Source organism: uncultured Ruegeria sp. (genome assembly GCF_947504215.1).
Taxonomy (GTDB): Bacteria; Pseudomonadota; Alphaproteobacteria; order Rhodobacterales; family Rhodobacteraceae; genus Ruegeria.
Genome location: NZ_CANNGO010000005.1, coordinates 280,636 through 296,830, shown reverse-complemented (window position 1 = coordinate 296,830; position 16,195 = coordinate 280,636). Strand labels below are relative to the sequence as shown.

23 protein-coding genes are annotated in these 16,195 nt (G+C 56.0%); 9 read left to right on the top strand and 14 right to left on the bottom strand.

Annotated elements, in window-relative coordinates:
* Window positions 1-299 precede the first annotated feature (299 nt).
* The 4 genes from Q1B21_RS12150 (at window position 300) to Q1B21_RS12135 (ending at window position 1,958) form a co-directional block, all read left to right on the top strand.
* Window positions 300-695, top strand: coding sequence for a VOC family protein (locus tag Q1B21_RS12150; protein WP_298934524.1), 396 nt, complete (start codon window positions 300-302; stop codon window positions 693-695).
* A gap of 28 nt (window positions 696-723) precedes the next feature.
* Entirely contained in the window at window positions 724-1,044 is a 321-nt protein-coding gene (locus tag Q1B21_RS12145; RefSeq protein ID WP_298934523.1) for a muconolactone Delta-isomerase family protein, read from the top strand.
* Between the two features lie 14 nt (window positions 1,045-1,058).
* Complete coding sequence (locus Q1B21_RS12140) at window positions 1,059-1,430, top strand: ribbon-helix-helix domain-containing protein (protein WP_299889672.1); 372 nt, start codon at window positions 1,059-1,061, stop codon at window positions 1,428-1,430.
* Window positions 1,431-1,820: 390 nt separating this feature from the next.
* Window positions 1,821-1,958, top strand: coding sequence for an alpha/beta fold hydrolase (locus Q1B21_RS12135; protein WP_299889670.1), 138 nt, complete (start codon window positions 1,821-1,823; stop codon window positions 1,956-1,958).
* 233 nt (window positions 1,959-2,191) lie between these two features.
* Here Q1B21_RS12135 and Q1B21_RS12130 read toward each other — a convergent pair whose 3' ends face one another.
* The 4 genes from Q1B21_RS12130 to Q1B21_RS12115 all read right to left on the bottom strand — a co-directional run bounded on the left by Q1B21_RS12130 (window position 2,192) and on the right by Q1B21_RS12115 (window position 5,614).
* Window positions 2,192-3,046: a nuclear transport factor 2 family protein gene (locus Q1B21_RS12130; protein WP_299889668.1), complete on the bottom strand. Its 855-nt coding sequence runs from the start codon at window positions 3,044-3,046 to the stop codon at window positions 2,192-2,194.
* Between the two features lie 116 nt (window positions 3,047-3,162).
* Window positions 3,163-3,465 (bottom strand): TetR/AcrR family transcriptional regulator, encoded by a 303-nt coding sequence (locus tag Q1B21_RS12125; protein WP_299889666.1) that lies wholly within the window; start codon window positions 3,463-3,465, stop codon window positions 3,163-3,165.
* Between the two features lie 261 nt (window positions 3,466-3,726).
* Window positions 3,727-4,554, bottom strand: coding sequence for a 2,3,4,5-tetrahydropyridine-2,6-dicarboxylate N-succinyltransferase (gene dapD, locus Q1B21_RS12120; RefSeq protein ID WP_299078876.1), 828 nt, complete (start codon window positions 4,552-4,554; stop codon window positions 3,727-3,729).
* Between the two features lie 151 nt (window positions 4,555-4,705).
* On the bottom strand, window positions 4,706-5,614 hold the full coding sequence (locus tag Q1B21_RS12115) for a threonine/serine dehydratase (protein ID WP_299889663.1): 909 nt from the start codon (window positions 5,612-5,614) through the stop codon (window positions 4,706-4,708).
* Between the two features lie 79 nt (window positions 5,615-5,693).
* On the opposite strand from Q1B21_RS12115, the gene Q1B21_RS12110 reads away from it, so the two are divergent.
* Window positions 5,694-6,536, top strand: a complete 843-nt coding sequence (locus Q1B21_RS12110; RefSeq protein WP_299889661.1) for a TIGR00730 family Rossman fold protein — start codon at window positions 5,694-5,696, stop codon at window positions 6,534-6,536.
* Window positions 6,537-6,540: 4 nt separating this feature from the next.
* The gene (locus Q1B21_RS12105) at window positions 6,541-7,644 is read left to right on the top strand and encodes a cystathionine gamma-lyase (protein ID WP_299889660.1); all 1,104 of its coding nucleotides are present in this window, start codon (window positions 6,541-6,543) and stop codon (window positions 7,642-7,644) included.
* Here the strand turns inward: Q1B21_RS12105 and Q1B21_RS12100 are convergent, their stop codons facing one another.
* Window positions 7,645-8,028, bottom strand: coding sequence for a hypothetical protein (locus Q1B21_RS12100; protein WP_299889658.1), 384 nt, complete (start codon window positions 8,026-8,028; stop codon window positions 7,645-7,647). It lies immediately after the preceding gene.
* Between the two features lie 159 nt (window positions 8,029-8,187).
* Between Q1B21_RS12100 and Q1B21_RS12095 the strand changes: the two genes are divergently transcribed.
* On the top strand, window positions 8,188-9,114 hold the full coding sequence (locus Q1B21_RS12095; protein ID WP_299889656.1) for a J domain-containing protein: 927 nt from the start codon (window positions 8,188-8,190) through the stop codon (window positions 9,112-9,114).
* Window positions 9,111-9,455, top strand: a complete 345-nt coding sequence (locus Q1B21_RS12090) for a hypothetical protein (protein WP_298934512.1) — start codon at window positions 9,111-9,113, stop codon at window positions 9,453-9,455. Before Q1B21_RS12095 ends, Q1B21_RS12090 begins: the two co-directional genes overlap by 4 nt.
* Here Q1B21_RS12090 and Q1B21_RS12085 read toward each other — a convergent pair.
* The 5 genes from Q1B21_RS12085 to Q1B21_RS12065 all read right to left on the bottom strand — a co-directional run bounded on the left by Q1B21_RS12085 (window position 9,452) and on the right by Q1B21_RS12065 (window position 12,942).
* Window positions 9,452-10,072, bottom strand: a complete 621-nt coding sequence (locus Q1B21_RS12085) for a cytochrome P460 family protein (protein WP_299889654.1) — start codon at window positions 10,070-10,072, stop codon at window positions 9,452-9,454. The genes Q1B21_RS12090 and Q1B21_RS12085 overlap by 4 nt on opposite strands.
* A 201-nt stretch (window positions 10,073-10,273) precedes the next feature.
* Complete coding sequence (gene rlmN / locus Q1B21_RS12080) at window positions 10,274-11,461, bottom strand: 23S rRNA (adenine(2503)-C(2))-methyltransferase RlmN (protein WP_299889652.1); 1,188 nt, start codon at window positions 11,459-11,461, stop codon at window positions 10,274-10,276.
* A gap of 78 nt (window positions 11,462-11,539) precedes the next feature.
* On the bottom strand, window positions 11,540-11,917 hold the full coding sequence (locus tag Q1B21_RS12075) for a lysozyme inhibitor LprI family protein (protein ID WP_299889651.1): 378 nt from the start codon (window positions 11,915-11,917) through the stop codon (window positions 11,540-11,542).
* Window positions 11,918-12,066: 149 nt separating this feature from the next.
* Window positions 12,067-12,234 carry a hypothetical protein gene (locus tag Q1B21_RS12070; protein WP_298934508.1) on the bottom strand — a complete coding sequence of 56 codons (168 nt, stop codon included), beginning with the start codon at window positions 12,232-12,234 and terminating at the stop codon, window positions 12,067-12,069.
* A 174-nt stretch (window positions 12,235-12,408) separates the two neighbouring features.
* Window positions 12,409-12,942, bottom strand: coding sequence for an invasion associated locus B family protein (locus tag Q1B21_RS12065; protein ID WP_298934507.1), 534 nt, complete (start codon window positions 12,940-12,942; stop codon window positions 12,409-12,411).
* A 177-nt stretch (window positions 12,943-13,119) separates the two neighbouring features.
* Here Q1B21_RS12065 and Q1B21_RS12060 point away from each other — a divergent pair, with 177 nt between their 5' ends.
* Window positions 13,120-14,118, top strand: coding sequence for an asparaginase (locus Q1B21_RS12060; RefSeq protein ID WP_299889649.1), 999 nt, complete (start codon window positions 13,120-13,122; stop codon window positions 14,116-14,118).
* Window positions 14,119-14,123: 5 nt separating this feature from the next.
* On the opposite strand, the gene Q1B21_RS12055 is transcribed toward Q1B21_RS12060, so the two are convergent.
* From Q1B21_RS12055 to serB, 4 genes are read right to left on the bottom strand one after another with little or no spacing between them, the layout of a single operon-like run.
* On the bottom strand, window positions 14,124-14,444 hold the full coding sequence (locus tag Q1B21_RS12055; RefSeq protein ID WP_298934505.1) for a YciI family protein: 321 nt from the start codon (window positions 14,442-14,444) through the stop codon (window positions 14,124-14,126).
* A 21-nt stretch (window positions 14,445-14,465) separates the two neighbouring features.
* The gene (locus tag Q1B21_RS12050; protein ID WP_298934504.1) at window positions 14,466-14,894 is read right to left on the bottom strand and encodes an SRPBCC domain-containing protein; all 429 of its coding nucleotides are present in this window, start codon (window positions 14,892-14,894) and stop codon (window positions 14,466-14,468) included.
* Window positions 14,882-15,211 carry a helix-turn-helix transcriptional regulator gene (locus Q1B21_RS12045; protein WP_299078907.1) on the bottom strand — a complete coding sequence of 110 codons (330 nt, stop codon included), beginning with the start codon at window positions 15,209-15,211 and terminating at the stop codon, window positions 14,882-14,884. Before Q1B21_RS12045 ends, Q1B21_RS12050 begins: the two co-directional genes overlap by 13 nt.
* Before the next feature lie 45 nt (window positions 15,212-15,256).
* Entirely contained in the window at window positions 15,257-16,135 is an 879-nt protein-coding gene (gene serB, locus Q1B21_RS12040) for a phosphoserine phosphatase SerB (protein WP_299889645.1), read from the bottom strand.
* Window positions 16,136-16,195: the final 60 nt, after the last annotated feature.

Below are 16,195 nucleotides of genomic sequence, written 5' to 3'. Positions count from 1 at the left end.
CGCATAGGATCACAGACGGTTTTTGCCGTCCATCCCAAGACCTCTAATCCCAAATTTGAGTTTTCTGGAAACAAAAGCCGAACAGGATTTCTATGATCCGCCATTCAGCGAAGCGTGTGTTCTTTCTGACTTACACAGACCACAAACTTCAGCAACGAATACGAAACGACGACAACTCTCCTGCCCGGAAAGACGCTGCAACGAAAGTCCGTTTCGCCAATCTAGAAATTCCGCAAGTAGTAGCCCCCTAATACCACCTCCTCGTAAACAAATGCTAGGAGCATTCGATAGGAGGAGCCATGACCAAACTTGCGCATTCCATGATCCGCGTGATCAACGAGGATACATCCGTCTCGTTCTATCAGAGGGCCTTCGATTTAGAGATTGTCGACCGCCTGGACTTTGAGAAGTTCACGTTGATCTACATGGCGTTGCCCACCGCCAACTTCGAAATCGAACTGACCGTCAACAAAGAGCGCGACACACCTTACGACATTGGGGATGGATACGGTCATCTGGCGATCGTTGTTGATGATCTTGAGGCCGCCAGGGCCAAGACTGAAACCGCTGGAGCAACACCAAAAGACATCGTCGACTTTTGTCCCGGTGGAGATCGTGTCGCGCGTTTCTTTTTTGTGAACGATCCCGACGGTTATCAGATCGAGGTCATCGAGAAGGGTGGTCGCTTTGCCTAAGACCACAGAAGCATAAAGGGAGGAAACCATGCTTTATAAGCTCGATTTTACTGTTGAGTACGATTCAACGATGGCGCAACAAGGCCTGCTTGGCGTCTGGGAGGAGGAAGCTGAGGCAGCTCTTGGCGCAAAAGATGCGGGCGTTGTCAAAGACCTTTGGAAAGTTGTCGGGGAGCGCAAAGTTGTCGCTATCGTTGAAGTTGAGAACCCCGATGTCCTCGACCGCATTCTGTTCGATTTGCCTATCATGCAGAAGATGGGTCATCATGTGCAGGTCGAGGTCAAATCTCTGCGCCGTTATGAAGACTTTGCAGCTGATGTTAAAAGCCGGATCGGCCGAGCTGCCTAATAGGAGACGTCGAAATGTGCCAACTCTTTATCGATGCTGATCCGGCACTTTGGGCGTCTCATACCCGCTCGTTCCGTATGGATGGGATGGTCACAAGCGTCCGCATGGAAGAACTCTTCTGGCGGACGCTGGAAACGATTGGCGAGCGAGATGATCTCAGCGTTCCGCAATTGCTGCATCGTCTCTACAATGAAAGCCTGGATGCCGGGCATGACGTTGGTAACTTCACATCCTTCTTGCGCGTGTGCTGCCTGCGATACCTTGATTTACAGATGAGAGGGCTCATTCCGGTCGAGGAGCGCGTCCAGCTTTCTCAGCTACCCGCCGCCGACATTCTTGCGCTTGAGTCTGATGAACGCGATAAAGCTGCGCCGCGTCTGCTCTAAAGTATGCTGCCGTCCAACTCGTGACTGATCTACTTCGATTTTGGCCTTCTCAGTCACTTGGTAGCACAATTTCTGATGGTTATTGGCGGCTCGATCAGCCTAGGTTGGTCTCGCTCTCCTCGGCCTGTATAATGAATGATCATTCATTCTGAACAGCTACGAGGTTAACTATTTCGAAAGCGTAAACTCATCGGACAAGGAAACCCTCATGCTGGTCCACGGATTGGATGGCGACAAGAACAGTTTCCTGCAGTCTGGCGGGATATTTTCCGAGTGCTATCATCTCGTTCTAACGGACCTCGCCGGACTCGGCGGGAACGCGGAATCCGAGCCGGGACTACTCCATAGATAGGCACTCGTCTGTCCTGCCTGCGTTCCTGCGCAATTGATATGGATGAGTTCCACCTTGTCGGGATTTCCATAGGCGGCCACACGTCTTCCGCCTACGCGATCAAATACTCCGACGATGTCAAAAAGCTCGTTCTGCTGAATGCGGCCACGCTCAAGCTTAACGATCATGCCACCTAAACTGGATTCGGAAAAGACATCGAAACCGACGAAGAATTCGATTTCAGAACTGATCACGATAGAGAATGCTGGCCGTGTTCGGCAAATCGAGGTTCCTGATATCGTTGCGAATGGAATCCGTGCTTTCCTGAGTGCCCGTAAATACGGGGAAAGGCTTCCTGCAATGCCACTACCAGCAGTAATCTGTTCAGCAACCTCCCCCGCAACCTGGTCCGACGGTCGATTCTAAGACACTAGTTTTCTCGAGGGCGGAAAGCTTCAAGTACCTCGACATCGACGGATTGAATGCGTGCGAACCGCTCGGTTGGATCGTTTGTGACCACCCAACTGTGTTGAGTTTTAGCGACCAAAACCGTTTCATTGGGAAGGATGCCTGACCAGTCGAAATCCATTGTCACCGAATAGGTGTTGGAAGCTGTTTCTTCAGCTTGGAAGTTGCTGATGAGATGGGTACTCGCGACCACCTGGGAGCCTGGTCCTGCCAGCCACGCAGCAACGCCGTCAAAGTCGGTGATCGCGCCGCTCGAAAAGTTCAAAGAGAAGTCGTCAGCGAGGATTTCGCGCACCGGGCCCGCATTGCGTGATGGATCTTCGATAAGCGCAAGCCAGTAATGCACAAGACTCCGCATCCGGTTAGTGGCGTAAGCATCCTTGAAGTCTTCAGCTTCGGTTTCAGCATCCTGCTCAATCAGAACGTTGGACAGTAGCGGTAAGACCGTTTCCCCAGGCACCATTTCGACGGTGTAACTTAGATCAGCCTGCCGCACCGCACCGTCCGGTAACATGCCCCGATTCTGGTAAGTAATCTGAGCGTTGAGCGTCATAGCCCCCTCATCACCATGCTCGATAGCGACCGACTGCACGTGATGCGCATTGTTCCAAGTATCCGGGAGTTGTGACACACGTGCCGCATATTCGTCATGACCTCTGGCTGTCCCCAAACCAGATGTGACGACCACATCTTCGGCGAGAATATCGATGGCGTTCGACACGCCGCCCTCGACACGCTCGTAGAACTGATACCATCGGTAGTATTGGGCCAGTGCAGCATGTTCCTGAAAACCCCGGCGAATCTCATCTTCCGTCATCTGAGCGACCCCCTGAGTGGCAGAAGTTGCTAGAATGGTGGCCGAAAGAAGGATGGACGAGCGACGCATGGCGGACCTATTGATAGTTTCTAAAATGACTGATTGCTCATTTTACGTTAGATCAAGCCTTTATGGCGCGCCAGCACAGCGAACCACATGGATCGAATTTTTGCCTTAGATCCTGATGCCTCTGCCGCAGCGGTCATCATTGCATTGTGGAGCTCCGTTTTGACCGCAAGATAGACGGCACGAAGGAGCTGTTCCTTGTTCTCATAGTAGCGGTACACAGTTCCGACAGCCAGCCCTGCGCGTTTGGCAATAGCGATCACGGAAGCAGCCGAAGACCTACATTCCACGACCTCCGCTATGGTTGCGCGACGGATGTCACCCAGCTTGTCCCCAGTTTTGCGCTTGACCATCAGTTTCTTCCTGAGCTCACCGAAAAGGGAGATAGCCCATCTGGAAAAGAAGACGAAGAGGTGTTCTGCGGGGAGCACCGGCTAAACACAACTGCAGACATCGATCTGATCTAAAGTAGTGGCAGGTTTGGCCTGCACTGCAGACAAAGAATGGGTAGTTTCTACTTAGACTCTGTTAAGCTTTGCACTTTGGCGTCGCAGAAAAAAGGTCGCAGCGACTGCCGCAGCGACCTGCTTCAATTCCGAGACACTGTGATCGGATCAGTCGCGCAACAGCTCGTTGATGCCAGTTTTTGACCGGGTCTTTTCGTCGACCCGCTTCACGATAACAGCGCAATACAGGCTGATGTTGTTCTTGGATGGCATCGACCCCGACACAACAACCGAGTAAGGCGGCACTTCACCGTATGTAACCTCGCCGGTTTCGCGATCCACGATCTTTGTGGATTGGCCAATGTAGACGCCCATCCCCAGAACCGAGCCTTCGCGGACGATGCAGCCTTCGACAACTTCGGAACGTGCGCCAATAAAGCAGTTGTCCTCGATAATGGTTGGGCCTGCCTGCATCGGCTCTAGCACACCGCCAATGCCGACACCGCCCGACAGGTGTACGTTTTTGCCGATCTGCGCACAGGACCCGACGGTTGCCCAGGTGTCGACCATGGTGCCTTCGTCGACATAGGCGCCCAGATTAACGAAGGACGGCATCAGAACGACGCCCGGCGCCACATACGCGGATTTACGGACAATGCAGTTCGGCACGGCCCGGAAACCGGCAGCGCGCCATTGGTTTTCACCCCAACCGGCGAACTTGCTGTCCACCTTATCCCACCAACCACCGTCCTGCGGACCGCCAGTTTGGACTTCCATGTCCTTGATGCGGAAGCCCAGTAAAACCGCCTTCTTGGCCCACTGGTTCACATGCCAGCTGCCATCACTTTGCTTTTCGGCCACACGCAATGCGCCACTGTCCAGCGCGTTCAGAGTGTCCTCGATCGCCTCGCGCTGCTCACCTGTGGTGGCTGGGGTGATCGTGTCACGTGCCTCCCAGGCGGCTTCAATCGCGGCTTCCAATTGTGCGTTGGACATGGGGGTACTCCCTGCAGAATCTGTTCACGTTGGTTTGGCCTATACGCAAGCATGGCCCATGGCGCAATGCGACGTAGGTGAACCAAATTGCGTCAGCGCCCGATCAATCCGCGAACCATGGCAGAAACCTGAGTTTCACAAGACAGTCTGACTAGGACGCAAACGGATCCGGAGCAACATTCCCGCCACAGATCAAAACCGCCACCCGTTCACCCGGCTCCGGCTGATACCGCCCCGACGTCAAAGCGGCCAGCGCGGTCGCCCCGGCCGGTTCGACCAGAAGCCGATGGGATTGCCACAATGCCTTTTGGGCCTTGGAAATCGCGGCGTCCGGCACAAGCACCGAGGTTACATCCTGCGCCAGCCCGAAGCAGATCTGCCCGATCTGGCGGGCGCCCAGCGCGTTGGCCGCAATGCCTGAGACGGTAACATCCACCGGCTTGTTGGCCTTTAGCGCGGCATTCAAAGCGCATGAGGTTTCGGGTTCGACCGCGACCACTTTGCGCGCACCCTGAAACCAGGCCAGTGCCCCGGCAATCAGGCCGCCGCCAACAGCGATCAGGACTGTATCGGCCCGTAAACCCTGCGCGTCCCATTCTGCAAAACAGGTGCCTTGCCCAGCCACTGTTGCTGGTGCGTCATAGGCGTGGATCTGCATGGCTCCGGTTTCTTTTTCATGCGCGCGCGCCGTTGTCAGAGCGTTGGCATACTCGCCAGAAACCACGCTCAGGTCCGCGCCAGTCTGTTCAATCAGCGCAATTTTGGATGGGCCTGCCAGCTCTGGCACGAAAATTTTCGCCGGATATCCCAAGGCGCGGGCGGCGTAGGCTGCCGCTGCGCCATGATTGCCGCCCGACGCGGCCACCACACCTGCGCTTGGCACATCAGAACTGAGCAACGTGTTGAAAGCCCCACGCGCTTTGAAGCTGCCGGTGTGCTGCAAATGTTCCAGCTTCATTTCAATCGGGTATCCGGGGATGTCGCTTTTCATGACCGGTGTCACCTGCGCGTATCCAGCAATGCGATCGCCCGCTGCCTTAATTTCCGACTTCCAATTCATTCTTGTCTTTCCGTGACTGGCACTCTGCCCGGGAACCCTATAGCTGTTTAAAAAACACGCAAGCAGGGAAGCCCCAGCAATGAGAGAAGACCGCCTCAGCCCCTTTCGCGATGCACAAACTGACCGCTCGACCGCGAGCGAGGTGCCGGACACGCCACAGACACGTTCCTCGGCCTATCGTCTTGCGTTCGCCGACGAAGATTTCATGTGCCGGGATGAACTACGCCCTGTGCGCCTGCAATTGGAGCTGCTGAAACCCGAAATGATCATGACCGAGCGTGAGATCACCTCGACCATCGTGATGTTCGGAGGCGCGCGTATCCCTGAGCCTGCGCGGAAGCACACCGCGCGGACCGAAACACTGGCTGGTTTGTCGCAATATTATGATGAGGCGCGCGAGTTCGCCCGGTTGATGACAGAGAAATCGCACCAAAGTGGCGGCCACGAAAACGTGATTGTCACCGGCGGTGGTCCCGGTGTGATGGAGGCGGGAAACCGTGGCGCGCAGGATGCGGGCGGTTGCTCGATCGGTCTGAACATTGTGCTGCCGCACGAGCAGGCACCGAACCTATATGTGACACCCGAACTCAGCTTCAACTTTCACTATTTCGCCATCCGCAAGATGCATTTCCTGATGCGCGCCCGCGCAATTACGATTTTCCCGGGCGGGTTCGGCACGATGGATGAACTGTTCGAATCCCTGACCCTGATTCAGACCGGTCGCATGGAACGCGTCCCCTTCCTGCTGTTCGGGCGAGAGTTCTGGGAGAAGGTGATCAACTGGGAAGCTCTGGCCGATGCCGGCACGATTTCAGATGAGGATCTGAACCTTTTCCGTTTTGTCGACACGGCGCAGCAAGCGGTTGACATCATCGAGAACTGGGAACCTGCCCCGCCTCGGGATGAGATTCCCGGGCGCTGACATTATGAAACCTCCCCTAAAACTAGGCGAAATGCTTCATTTGCGCGGAAACGCCCTGACCAAAGGCGATCCGGTGGCATTGCCGTTGACCCAAAGCAGCATGTTCCACCTGCCCGGCGCGCCGGACGGGCACGCGGCTTACGGGCGTGTCGACAACCCAACATGGCTTCACCTAGAGCATGTGCTGTCGCATCTGGAAAACGCACCCTGTCTGACTTTCCCATCTGGTATGGCAGCGATTTCGGCAGCTTTGTTTGCAACTGTCAAAGCCGGATCGCGAATTCTGATCCCGTCGGATGGCTACTACGTTACGCGGCTGCTGGCCGACAGATTCTTATCCAACCTCTGGGTTGCGGTCGAAGAGCGCCCCACCTTAGCCTTCGCTGATGGTGGGTTTGATGGCTTCGATGTGGTGTTTGTCGAAAGCCCCTCGAACCCGGGTCTCGAGACGATTGACCTTGCTTCTGTCGCAAGGGACGTCCGTGCGGCTGGCGGCATTACGATTGCCGATAACACAACACTGACGCCTTTGGGTCAGCGCCCGCTGGATCTCGGGATCGACATTGTTGTGTCCTCTGACACCAAGGCAATGGGGGGGCATTCGGATCTTCTTATGGGTCATGTCGCCAGTCGTAGCGCACCGATCATGGAACGGATCGAAGAGTGGCGACGTGTGTCCGGCGCGATTCCGGGCCCGCATGAAGCGTGGCTTTTGCATCGCGGGTTGGAAACGCTGGACGTTCGGTTTGACCGGATGTGTACGTCTGCTCAGGTTCTGGCCGAGCGTTTCATGGCGCACAAGGCTGTGCAACAAGTCCGCTATCCAGGCCTGCCGGACGACCCCTCTCATCCCCTTGCTCAGGCGCAAACGGCCCGGTTCGGATTCTTACTGTCGATCACATTAAAAGACGAAGCAAAAGCCGAACAGTTCATCAACGCGTGCCCCCTGTTGCGACCTGCTACCTCCTTTGGTGGCGTTCACAGTTCCGCAGAACGCCGCGCCCGGTGGGGGGACGATGTCGATCCGGCCTTTATTCGCCTGTCTGTCGGCTGTGAACCTGTTGAGGAGCTTTGGCAGGCGATCGAGGCCAGCCTGAATGCGCTATAGTCAGTGCTTAGGGTCGCGCAGTTCTTTGAAGACATAGATCGGCAGAACGACGCTGGCGATCAGCGCTCCCAGCCAGACCAGCAATGTGGCGGCTAAAAGGTTTGAAATACCACCAACCGTCAGACCTGCCGTGATCAAATCCGTTACCAACAGCCCAACGAACGTAACGATCAAAGCGATCCCGCCTTTCAGCGCGGGCGCTTTCTTTTCGCCCAGCTTCAGGATCAAAGGCTCGGCCACAAGCTGAACCAAGGTGAAGACAATCACCACCACGATGAATGAAAGCGGCCGGATCGCAAACCCGGCCAAAAGCAGCGTCGCCAATAACAAACCAATGGCGTTCCCGGCCAGCAAGGCCAAAGCGGACTTAATTCTGCGTGACATGGGTCGGCCTCCGTCAACAAATAATTCGAAACACGTAAATTCTAACAGAGTTGCGAAAATTTACGAGGCTGCTTGTGCCCTTCTTCATTTTGACCTGTTGAAATCACGTGATAAAACACTTTCATCAAGATCAGACCTGACCACACCAGCGAGAGTGAGATGAGCGACGATCCTTACACGGTCCTCGGTGTCCAGAAGGATGCCAGCGCAGCCGATATCAAGAAAGCCTATCGGCGTATCGCCAAGGAATGTCACCCGGATCTCAAGCCCGGTGATGCCAAGGCGGAAGCAAAGTTCAAAGCCGCCGCAGCGGCATATGATCTGTTGAAAGATCCCGAAACCCGCACACGGTACGACAATGGAGAGATTGACGCCTCGGGTCAGGAACGTCCACAGCAACAGTACTATCGCGACTACGCTGAAGCCGCTGGAAACCCCTATCGCTCGGGCGCGGCTTATGGCGAACCCGACGACATGTCCGACATATTTGCCGAGTTTATGCGCGGACGTGGGCAGCATAGCCAGCAGCGCACCCATCAGTTTCACGCCCCGGGCCACAACCTAAACTATTCGCTTCAGATCAGTTTTCTGGATGCAGTTTTTGGCGCCAGCCAAAAGCTGACGCTGCCCGACGGCGATCGGATCGAGGTCAAAATCCCTGCTGGCATCACCAATGGACAGACCATCCGTCTGCGCGGTAAAGGCGCGCCTGGCTACGGCGATGGCCCAGCGGGTGATGCCCTGGTGTCGGTATCGGTTGCTGATCATCCGGTGTTTGACCGTCAGGGCGATGACATCCACATCACGCTGCCCATCACAATTGATGAGGCCGTTCTGGGTGGCAAAGTCCCCGCCCCAACAATTGATGGCGGCGTCAATGTCAACGTTCCGGCCGGAACCAGCAGCGGCAAAACCCTGCGACTGCGGGGCAAAGGTGTCAAGAAGCGTGGATCGTCCGACAGAGGGGATCAGTTGATCGAGCTGACTGTCTCAGTGCCCGATAAAATTGACGATGATCTGAAGACCTTCATGGAGAGCTGGCGCGAAACGCACCGCTATGATCCTCGAAAAGGAATGCCGTCATGACCCGTACGCTGACCGAAGAGGAACTGATCGCCACCATAACCCGCCTCACCTCAGACCGTTTATCAGAATATCTGGCCGCGGAAATCGTGATCCCCGAGCAATCGGAACAGGGTTGGGTGTATCAGAGCATCGATGTCGCACGGCTTGAGCTGGCGTGCGAGTTGCATGAACAATACGACATGGAAGCCGATGCGCTGTCGATGATGATTTCTCTGATCGATCAGATGCATTGTCTGCGGGCAGAACTTCGGGAAGTGCTGAGCGCGGTCGAAGCCCAGCCTGACGCTGTTCGCAACACCTTGATCGAGGTGATCGGCACTGCGCGCTTCCGCCAAAATTAGTTGTCCACCCGGTACTCTTCCGGCACAAAGAACGTGTAATCGCGATCCGCGACTTGTTCATGGCAATCGTGGCAATAGGCAACAGCCGCAGACCGATCACCCGTGGTATCGCCGAACACCGACCCGTCCGGTAAGACCATAATGTACCGCCAGTCAGCTGTATCAGGGCTGGTGCTTTCGGGCAGCTTTTCCATCACAAACATGGCGCCGGGGTGCACATTGCCTTCATCGGTGACGGTCATACTGTCTTTGGCCAGAACGGAGCCCATAGGCAGGGCTTCGCCTTCCAGCAGGGTGCCATAATTGTGCGCCATCCGGTTGGCATAGCTGTTGACGTAGCGCTGCCCATGGGTGGCCGAGATGTAGGGTGCGTCGTTGAACAATGGCCAGTTTTGATAGTTTCGGATCAGATCCATTCGGGCGGCCGCATAGCCCCGGGCCATGCGGCGGGTCAAAGACCGATAGAACGCCTCGGCCTCTTCCTTGCTCAGCTCGGCTGGGTTCTCGATCGCCAGATGCGCATCTTGTTCGTCGGCCATCGCCGTACTGGTAAAAGCCAGAAGCAAGGCAAATGCTATCGTTGTTTTTTGGAAATTCTGTTTAAAATTTATGATCATAATAGTGGCCCACCTGAAAACCAGTTCGCCGTTTTGCCATGTAGATTGGCAAGGGCAATAATAGCAATCATCAGGCGAGTTGCCAATTTCGCCATGACGCGCTCACTGCCTTGTGCGCAGATTTGAGATGCCAAACCGGGTTTTGGTTACCTAAAATGTATCAGATCTGATCTGACGCGTTGAGTTGAGATGCGGTCGGGACTAACCCTTCAATCCCGCCTCGGCCTCGATCTGTTTGCGTGATTTACGCGCGCGTTCGGTCGCCGATTTCAGCTGGCCACAGGCGGCCATGATATCCTCACCCCGCGTCTTGCGGATGGGTGAGGCATAGCCCGCCTGATAGATGATGTTCGCAAAAGCGCGAATACGGTTGTTCGAGCTACGCTTGTACGGCGCACCGGGCCATTCATTGAACGGGATCAGATTGATCTTGGCTGGGATTTTGTGGCGCTTGATATGATCGATCAGGCGATGGGCATCCTCGTCACTGTCATTCACGCCAGCCAGCATCACGTATTCAAACGTGATCCGCTCAGAGTTCGAGACTTTGGGATAGCTGGCCAGCGCCTGCAGTAGTTCTTCGATGTTCCAGCGTTTGTTGATCGGCACCAGAAAATCGCGGGTGTCGTCGGTGGTGGCATGAAACGAGATCGCCAGCAGACAGCCGATTTCTTCAGCAGTGCGCGCAATCTCGGGCACAACACCCGAGGTTGACAGGGTGATGCGGCGCCGCGACAGGGAAATCCCTTCGGGGTCCATCGCAATCCTCATCGCATCGCGAACATTCTCGAAATTATAAAGCGGCTCGCCCATACCCATCAGAACGATGTTCGACAGCAGGCGGGTTTCGTCCTTGGGGGCGCCGGGCGTCGGCCATTCGTCCAAGTCGTCGCGCGCCATCATCACCTGACCGACGATCTCAGCCGCCGTCAGGTTGCGCACCAGTTTTTGGGTGCCGGTGTGACAGAACGAACAGGTTAACGTGCACCCAACCTGCGACGAGATACACAGCGTGCCGCGATCTTCTTCTGGGATGTAGACTACTTCGACTTCATGCCCGCCCGCGATGCGGACCAGATATTTGCGCGTGCCATCTTCAGACACCTGACGCGTCACAACTTCGGGGGTTTCGATGACAAAGTTTTCGGCCAGTTGCGCGCGATAAGCTTTGGCCAGGTTGGTCATCTCTGCGAAGTCACGCACACCCCATTGATAGATCCATTGCCAGATCTGCCCCGTTCGCATCTTGGCCTGTTTTTCAGGCGTGCCATGTTCGATCAGAACATCGCGCAGCCGGTCGCGCGTCAAGCCGACAAGATTGACCTTTCCCTCCGGCAGTTTGCGGGGGATGGTCATGACGTCTTGGGTGATCGGCGCTTTGGCTGACATGATTGAATCTCAGGGCTTCGGGCTTGGGATGCGCCTCTATATAGGACTGCGCGCAAAGATCAAAAGAATTCGTACCGATCAATTTGCGAAATGCAGCAATTCTTCCACGCGGGCACGGCCCAAATCGATCCTGCAAGACGTAATTGCAATTCCCGTGCCAGATCCGCCACCGAACGAGGTGCCAACCGCTTCGCATTGTGCATCCCGGAACGCGGCCCACGCGTTTTGCGCGGCTTCCAACGCAGGTAACGCAGCGACCCGTCCGGTCACGTCATCAAGTTCCTTCGCTGCGGCAATAGCGAAAGAATAGCTTTCTTCCAGCGCGCCATTCACGCGCCCTTCCATTTCAGTAACGCAAGCGCCAACCTCGACCTGCGAACTCGCATCGGAGCACTCCATTGCCGGGTCCGCCACTACGGCACTTGGCAAGAACATCGCGAAAATAGCCCAGCGCATGGTCCGATACTCCGTTAGAACTCACTTTTCGCAGCAGCTTAGCACAATAACTGTCGTGCAGCTAAACGAAGCTCGGCCGCAAAGGTGGCTCCCCTGCGGCCGAAAGCACTTTTTCGAAACCCGTCACGCAACCGGAACGGGGCTACGTATCAAATCCCTGCGGGCGGTACGTTACAATCGGCCGCGTCCAGGGTTTTCACCGGATCTTCCGGACCGCATTGTTCACCACTAACGGGGTACGTCTCACCAGTATTCTCACACGCACTCAGCAAGGGCGCGGATAGCATCAGCAATATGACAAAAGATTTTTTAAGCATCGGGCAGCTCCTGTTTGTGTCTGAACCAGTTAGTTCAGAAATGGCAGAGCTTCACATTGATCCGGATCAAATCGAGAATCGGACGTCGCGTAAGACGTCGCTACTACATCCGTGGATATCTGAATCAAAAAGCCTCGCGAGCAAGACGAGGCTCAGAAGCTACACAAACCAAGTTTAGTTTGTGCAGCGCTTTTCAGCATCTTCAATTGCAGCCGTAAAACCCAACAGCGAAAAAGTATCTTTGGTCTGCGTCCCGCGTTCAGACCGTGCCGTTAACACGGCCTCGGTGCCGCGCTTCATCGCGGTGACGATCTTGGCATCATCCGCGGCTGTCGCCGGCCAAGCCCACTCGCCTTCGGTAAACAGCTCGAATTCACTGCCGTCGACTGTCAGGTTCACTGTCGACCCAGCTGCAAACGGATAGCCGCCAGTGAACGTGACCTGGCCTTTGACCTCGGCATTGGGACGGTAGAACACAAACAACAGGATGTCGCTGCGCCGCACGGACACAACACGACCCCCCTTGGTGTTCACGGTTTCCTTAGGCGCAGAGACGCTCCAGCATTCGGTGGGATCATCTTCAACAAAAACGCTCCAATCGGTTTTTGCCGCAACCCGGTTTGTGCTTGTCGCCTGCTGAGCGATTGCAGTTGTGGCCAATCCCGCCACACACAGGCCCGCGATCACGCGGACGAGCATTGATCCCATTGTCCAGCCTCCTAGCTCGACCCATACCTCTTATCCATCGGAAAAGGCTGCGAACCCTGCCGGTTCGTCTGTAACGTTGCGCATCCCGATGATTGCCGACATACACACACTAACGCAGGTTTCGCCACAGGCGAAAGGGCGATTGGCAGTTTTTTGCGCATAAAACCGGAGGTCCAGATGACGCAGCCCGTACCAATGACAGAATTGTGGCGTGGACCGCTGTTAGAGAGCTTGCATCTGGGCCACGCTGTGATCTGCGACGATACCGGACAAATCGTGCGCAGTTGGGGTGATCCCAAGGCAGTCATCTACCCGCGATCTTCGGCCAAGATGATTCAAGCTTTGCCACTGATTACGTCAGGCGCGGCTGCGAAATATGGGCTGAACACTGAGCATCTAGCATTGGCCTGTGCTTCGCACAATGGGGCCGCGATTCACACCGAGCGTGTATCCGCATGGCTGGATCATTTAGGTCTGGCAGAACCGGACCTGCGCTGCGGACCACAAGAGCCAGCCGATATGGCAGCGCGGGATGGGCTGATTCTGGCTGATGACACGCCTTGCCAGATCCACAACAATTGTTCCGGCAAACATTGCGGATTTCTGACCGTGGCCCAGCATATGGGGGCCGGACCCGAATACCTGGAGATCGACCACCCCGTGCAGCAGGCCTGCCTGTCTGCGGTGGAAGAAACCACAGGCGAGACCAGCCCAGCCTACGGTATCGACGGCTGTTCTGCCCCGAATTTTGCAACCTCGCTGGCCGGGTTGGCACGGTCGATGGCGTGGTTCGCATCCTCCGCTGACAGATCTGATCGCGCCAGCGATGCAGCTCAGCAGTTGACGGCCGCGATGATCAAACACCCTGAACTGGTCGCTGGGGAAACCCGCGCCTGTACTGAATTGATGCGCGCAATGGCTGGCCGGGCCGCCATCAAGACGGGTGCTGAAGCCGTTTTTGTCGCAATCATCCCGGAAAAACGGATGGGCGTTGCACTGAAAATCGCCGATGGTGCAACCCGCGCCAGTGAATGCGCCATCGCCGCCATTCTGGTCAGCCTTGGGGTGTTGGACGCCGATCACCCGGCCGCCCGCAAATTCATGAACGCACCGCAGTACAGCCGTCGCGGGCTGGAATGCGGCGAGATCAGACCTGCGCCGGGTTTCCCCGGCTAGGGCCGTCACATCTCGATTTCATGCACCTCGGCGACCTCGACCGAACCCGATCCGTTCACGACCATCGGACAGCCCTTGGCCATCTCGGTCGCGGCGTCGATGCTATCGGCTTTGATCACGGTAAAGCCCGAGGCCGGGTTGGCGCCACCATTATCCGCAACACCGCTGCTGCTGACTGTGTGGGATTGACCAACCGGATTGCCGGGAATGTCCAGCGCATCCCCCATACCCTGAAACCATGCGCCCCAGGCGGCCATGGTTGCTTCGACTTCGGCGGGGTCGCTTGGAGTCGTACCACCGTGATAAACAAACAGATATTGGGGCATTCCATTTCTCCTTGTTAAAAACTATTTGCAGCGCGCTTCGAGTTTGCGCAACGACGATGTCCAGCCTTGTTCGTGGTTCCCTGCAATGTCGGCATCTGCCAATTCGCGGTGGTCCAAGACCAAACGCGACCCAGTTTGCGATGCGGCGACGTAAAAAGTGACGTGGCTTTCAGCGCCGCGCTGGTCCTGATCATCGTGCCAGGCCCAGGTAAACCCCACCGAGTTTGGTGGATCGACATGTGTGACATGGCCTGAGACTTTGAACCTTTGACCTTCACCGTTTTCCATAACCGAATACCACGGCCCAAGGCGTGAAAAATCCAGATCATGTTCCGTTACATGCACCCCTTCAGGCCCCCACCATTGCAGCAGTTTTGGTCCATTGCTGATCCAATCGAACAGGGTTTCGGGGCTGACAGGGAAATCCCGCTCCAGTTTCAGGTCGGCCATGAATTCTCCCCCTCCAGAATATCACCCAAACGGTCGAGACTACCTTCCCAAAACTGCCGTTTCGAGATCGTCCATTCCGCAATCGCACGCAGACCATCGGGCTGGATCGAATACATGCGCCGCGTCCCGTGCACCCGCTGCTGGACCAACCCGGCCTCTCGCAGAACTTTCAGATGGCGCGAAATGGCTGCGCCGGACATGCCCTTGCCGTCAATCAGGTCGCCGACGGGCAACTCTCCGTTCTCCATCAGCTGTTCGACAATCGAGAACCTTGTGGCATCAGATAGTGCCGAAAAGGCGGTTAGAAGTGTGCTCATAACCACTTATTAACACACGTGTTAAATAAAAGAAAGTACGCTGTATCAGGCGCTGACAAAATCTGGTCGGGCATAGCCTTGTACGTACAACAGTGCAGACAAATCGCCATGGTTGATCCGAATGTCGCATTGCTCTGCGACCGCAGGCTTGGCATGCAGCGCAACACCCGTCCCGGCGCGGCCCAGCATGCCCAAATCGTTAGCCCCATCGCCCACGGCAATTACATCAGCTTCTTCAATACCCAACCGCGCAGTAATGCGTTCCAGGGATTCGACTTTGGCCTGACGTCCAAGAATCGGACGTTTCACATCGCCGGTCAGGTGCCCATTTTCAGATAGCAAAGTGTTGGCTCGGTTTTCATCGAACCCCAACCGTTCAGCCACCCGAGCTGTGAACGCGGTGAACCCACCCGAGACGAGCGCCGCGTAGCCACCGGCCGCGCGCATCGTTGCAACCAGTTCGCGGCCACCGGGCATCAGGGTGATCCGCGTGTTTAGCACCTGATCGATCACCGCCTCATCCAGGCCTTTCAGCAGACCAACCCGTTCAAGCAAGGCACCATCAAAATCCAATTCACCGTTCATCGCACGCGCCGTGATGTCTTTGACGCGTTCGCCAACCCCAGCTTCATCGGCCAGTTCGTCGATGCATTCCTGTTGGATCATGGTGCTGTCCATATCCGCCAAAAGCATTTTTTTACGACGCCCTTCAATCGGCTGCAGTATCAAGTCGACGCCCATACCCTGCAGATCCGCCCAGACATCCCAGCGGTTGTCTGGCATCTCCACCAACGGAAACTCGGCCGCCTCATCAGAGTTCAACCAAACGACATCCCCCCCTCCCCATGCATTTCGCAACGACTCGACCAGAGTGCCATCAAGCGAGGGCGCCGCAGGGTTGGTCAGCAGGGTGGCAACGAGCATTTTCAGTCTCCGACAGTCTGACACGCGCATATCGCAGGTGCAGCATTTTCGCCAGAGGCG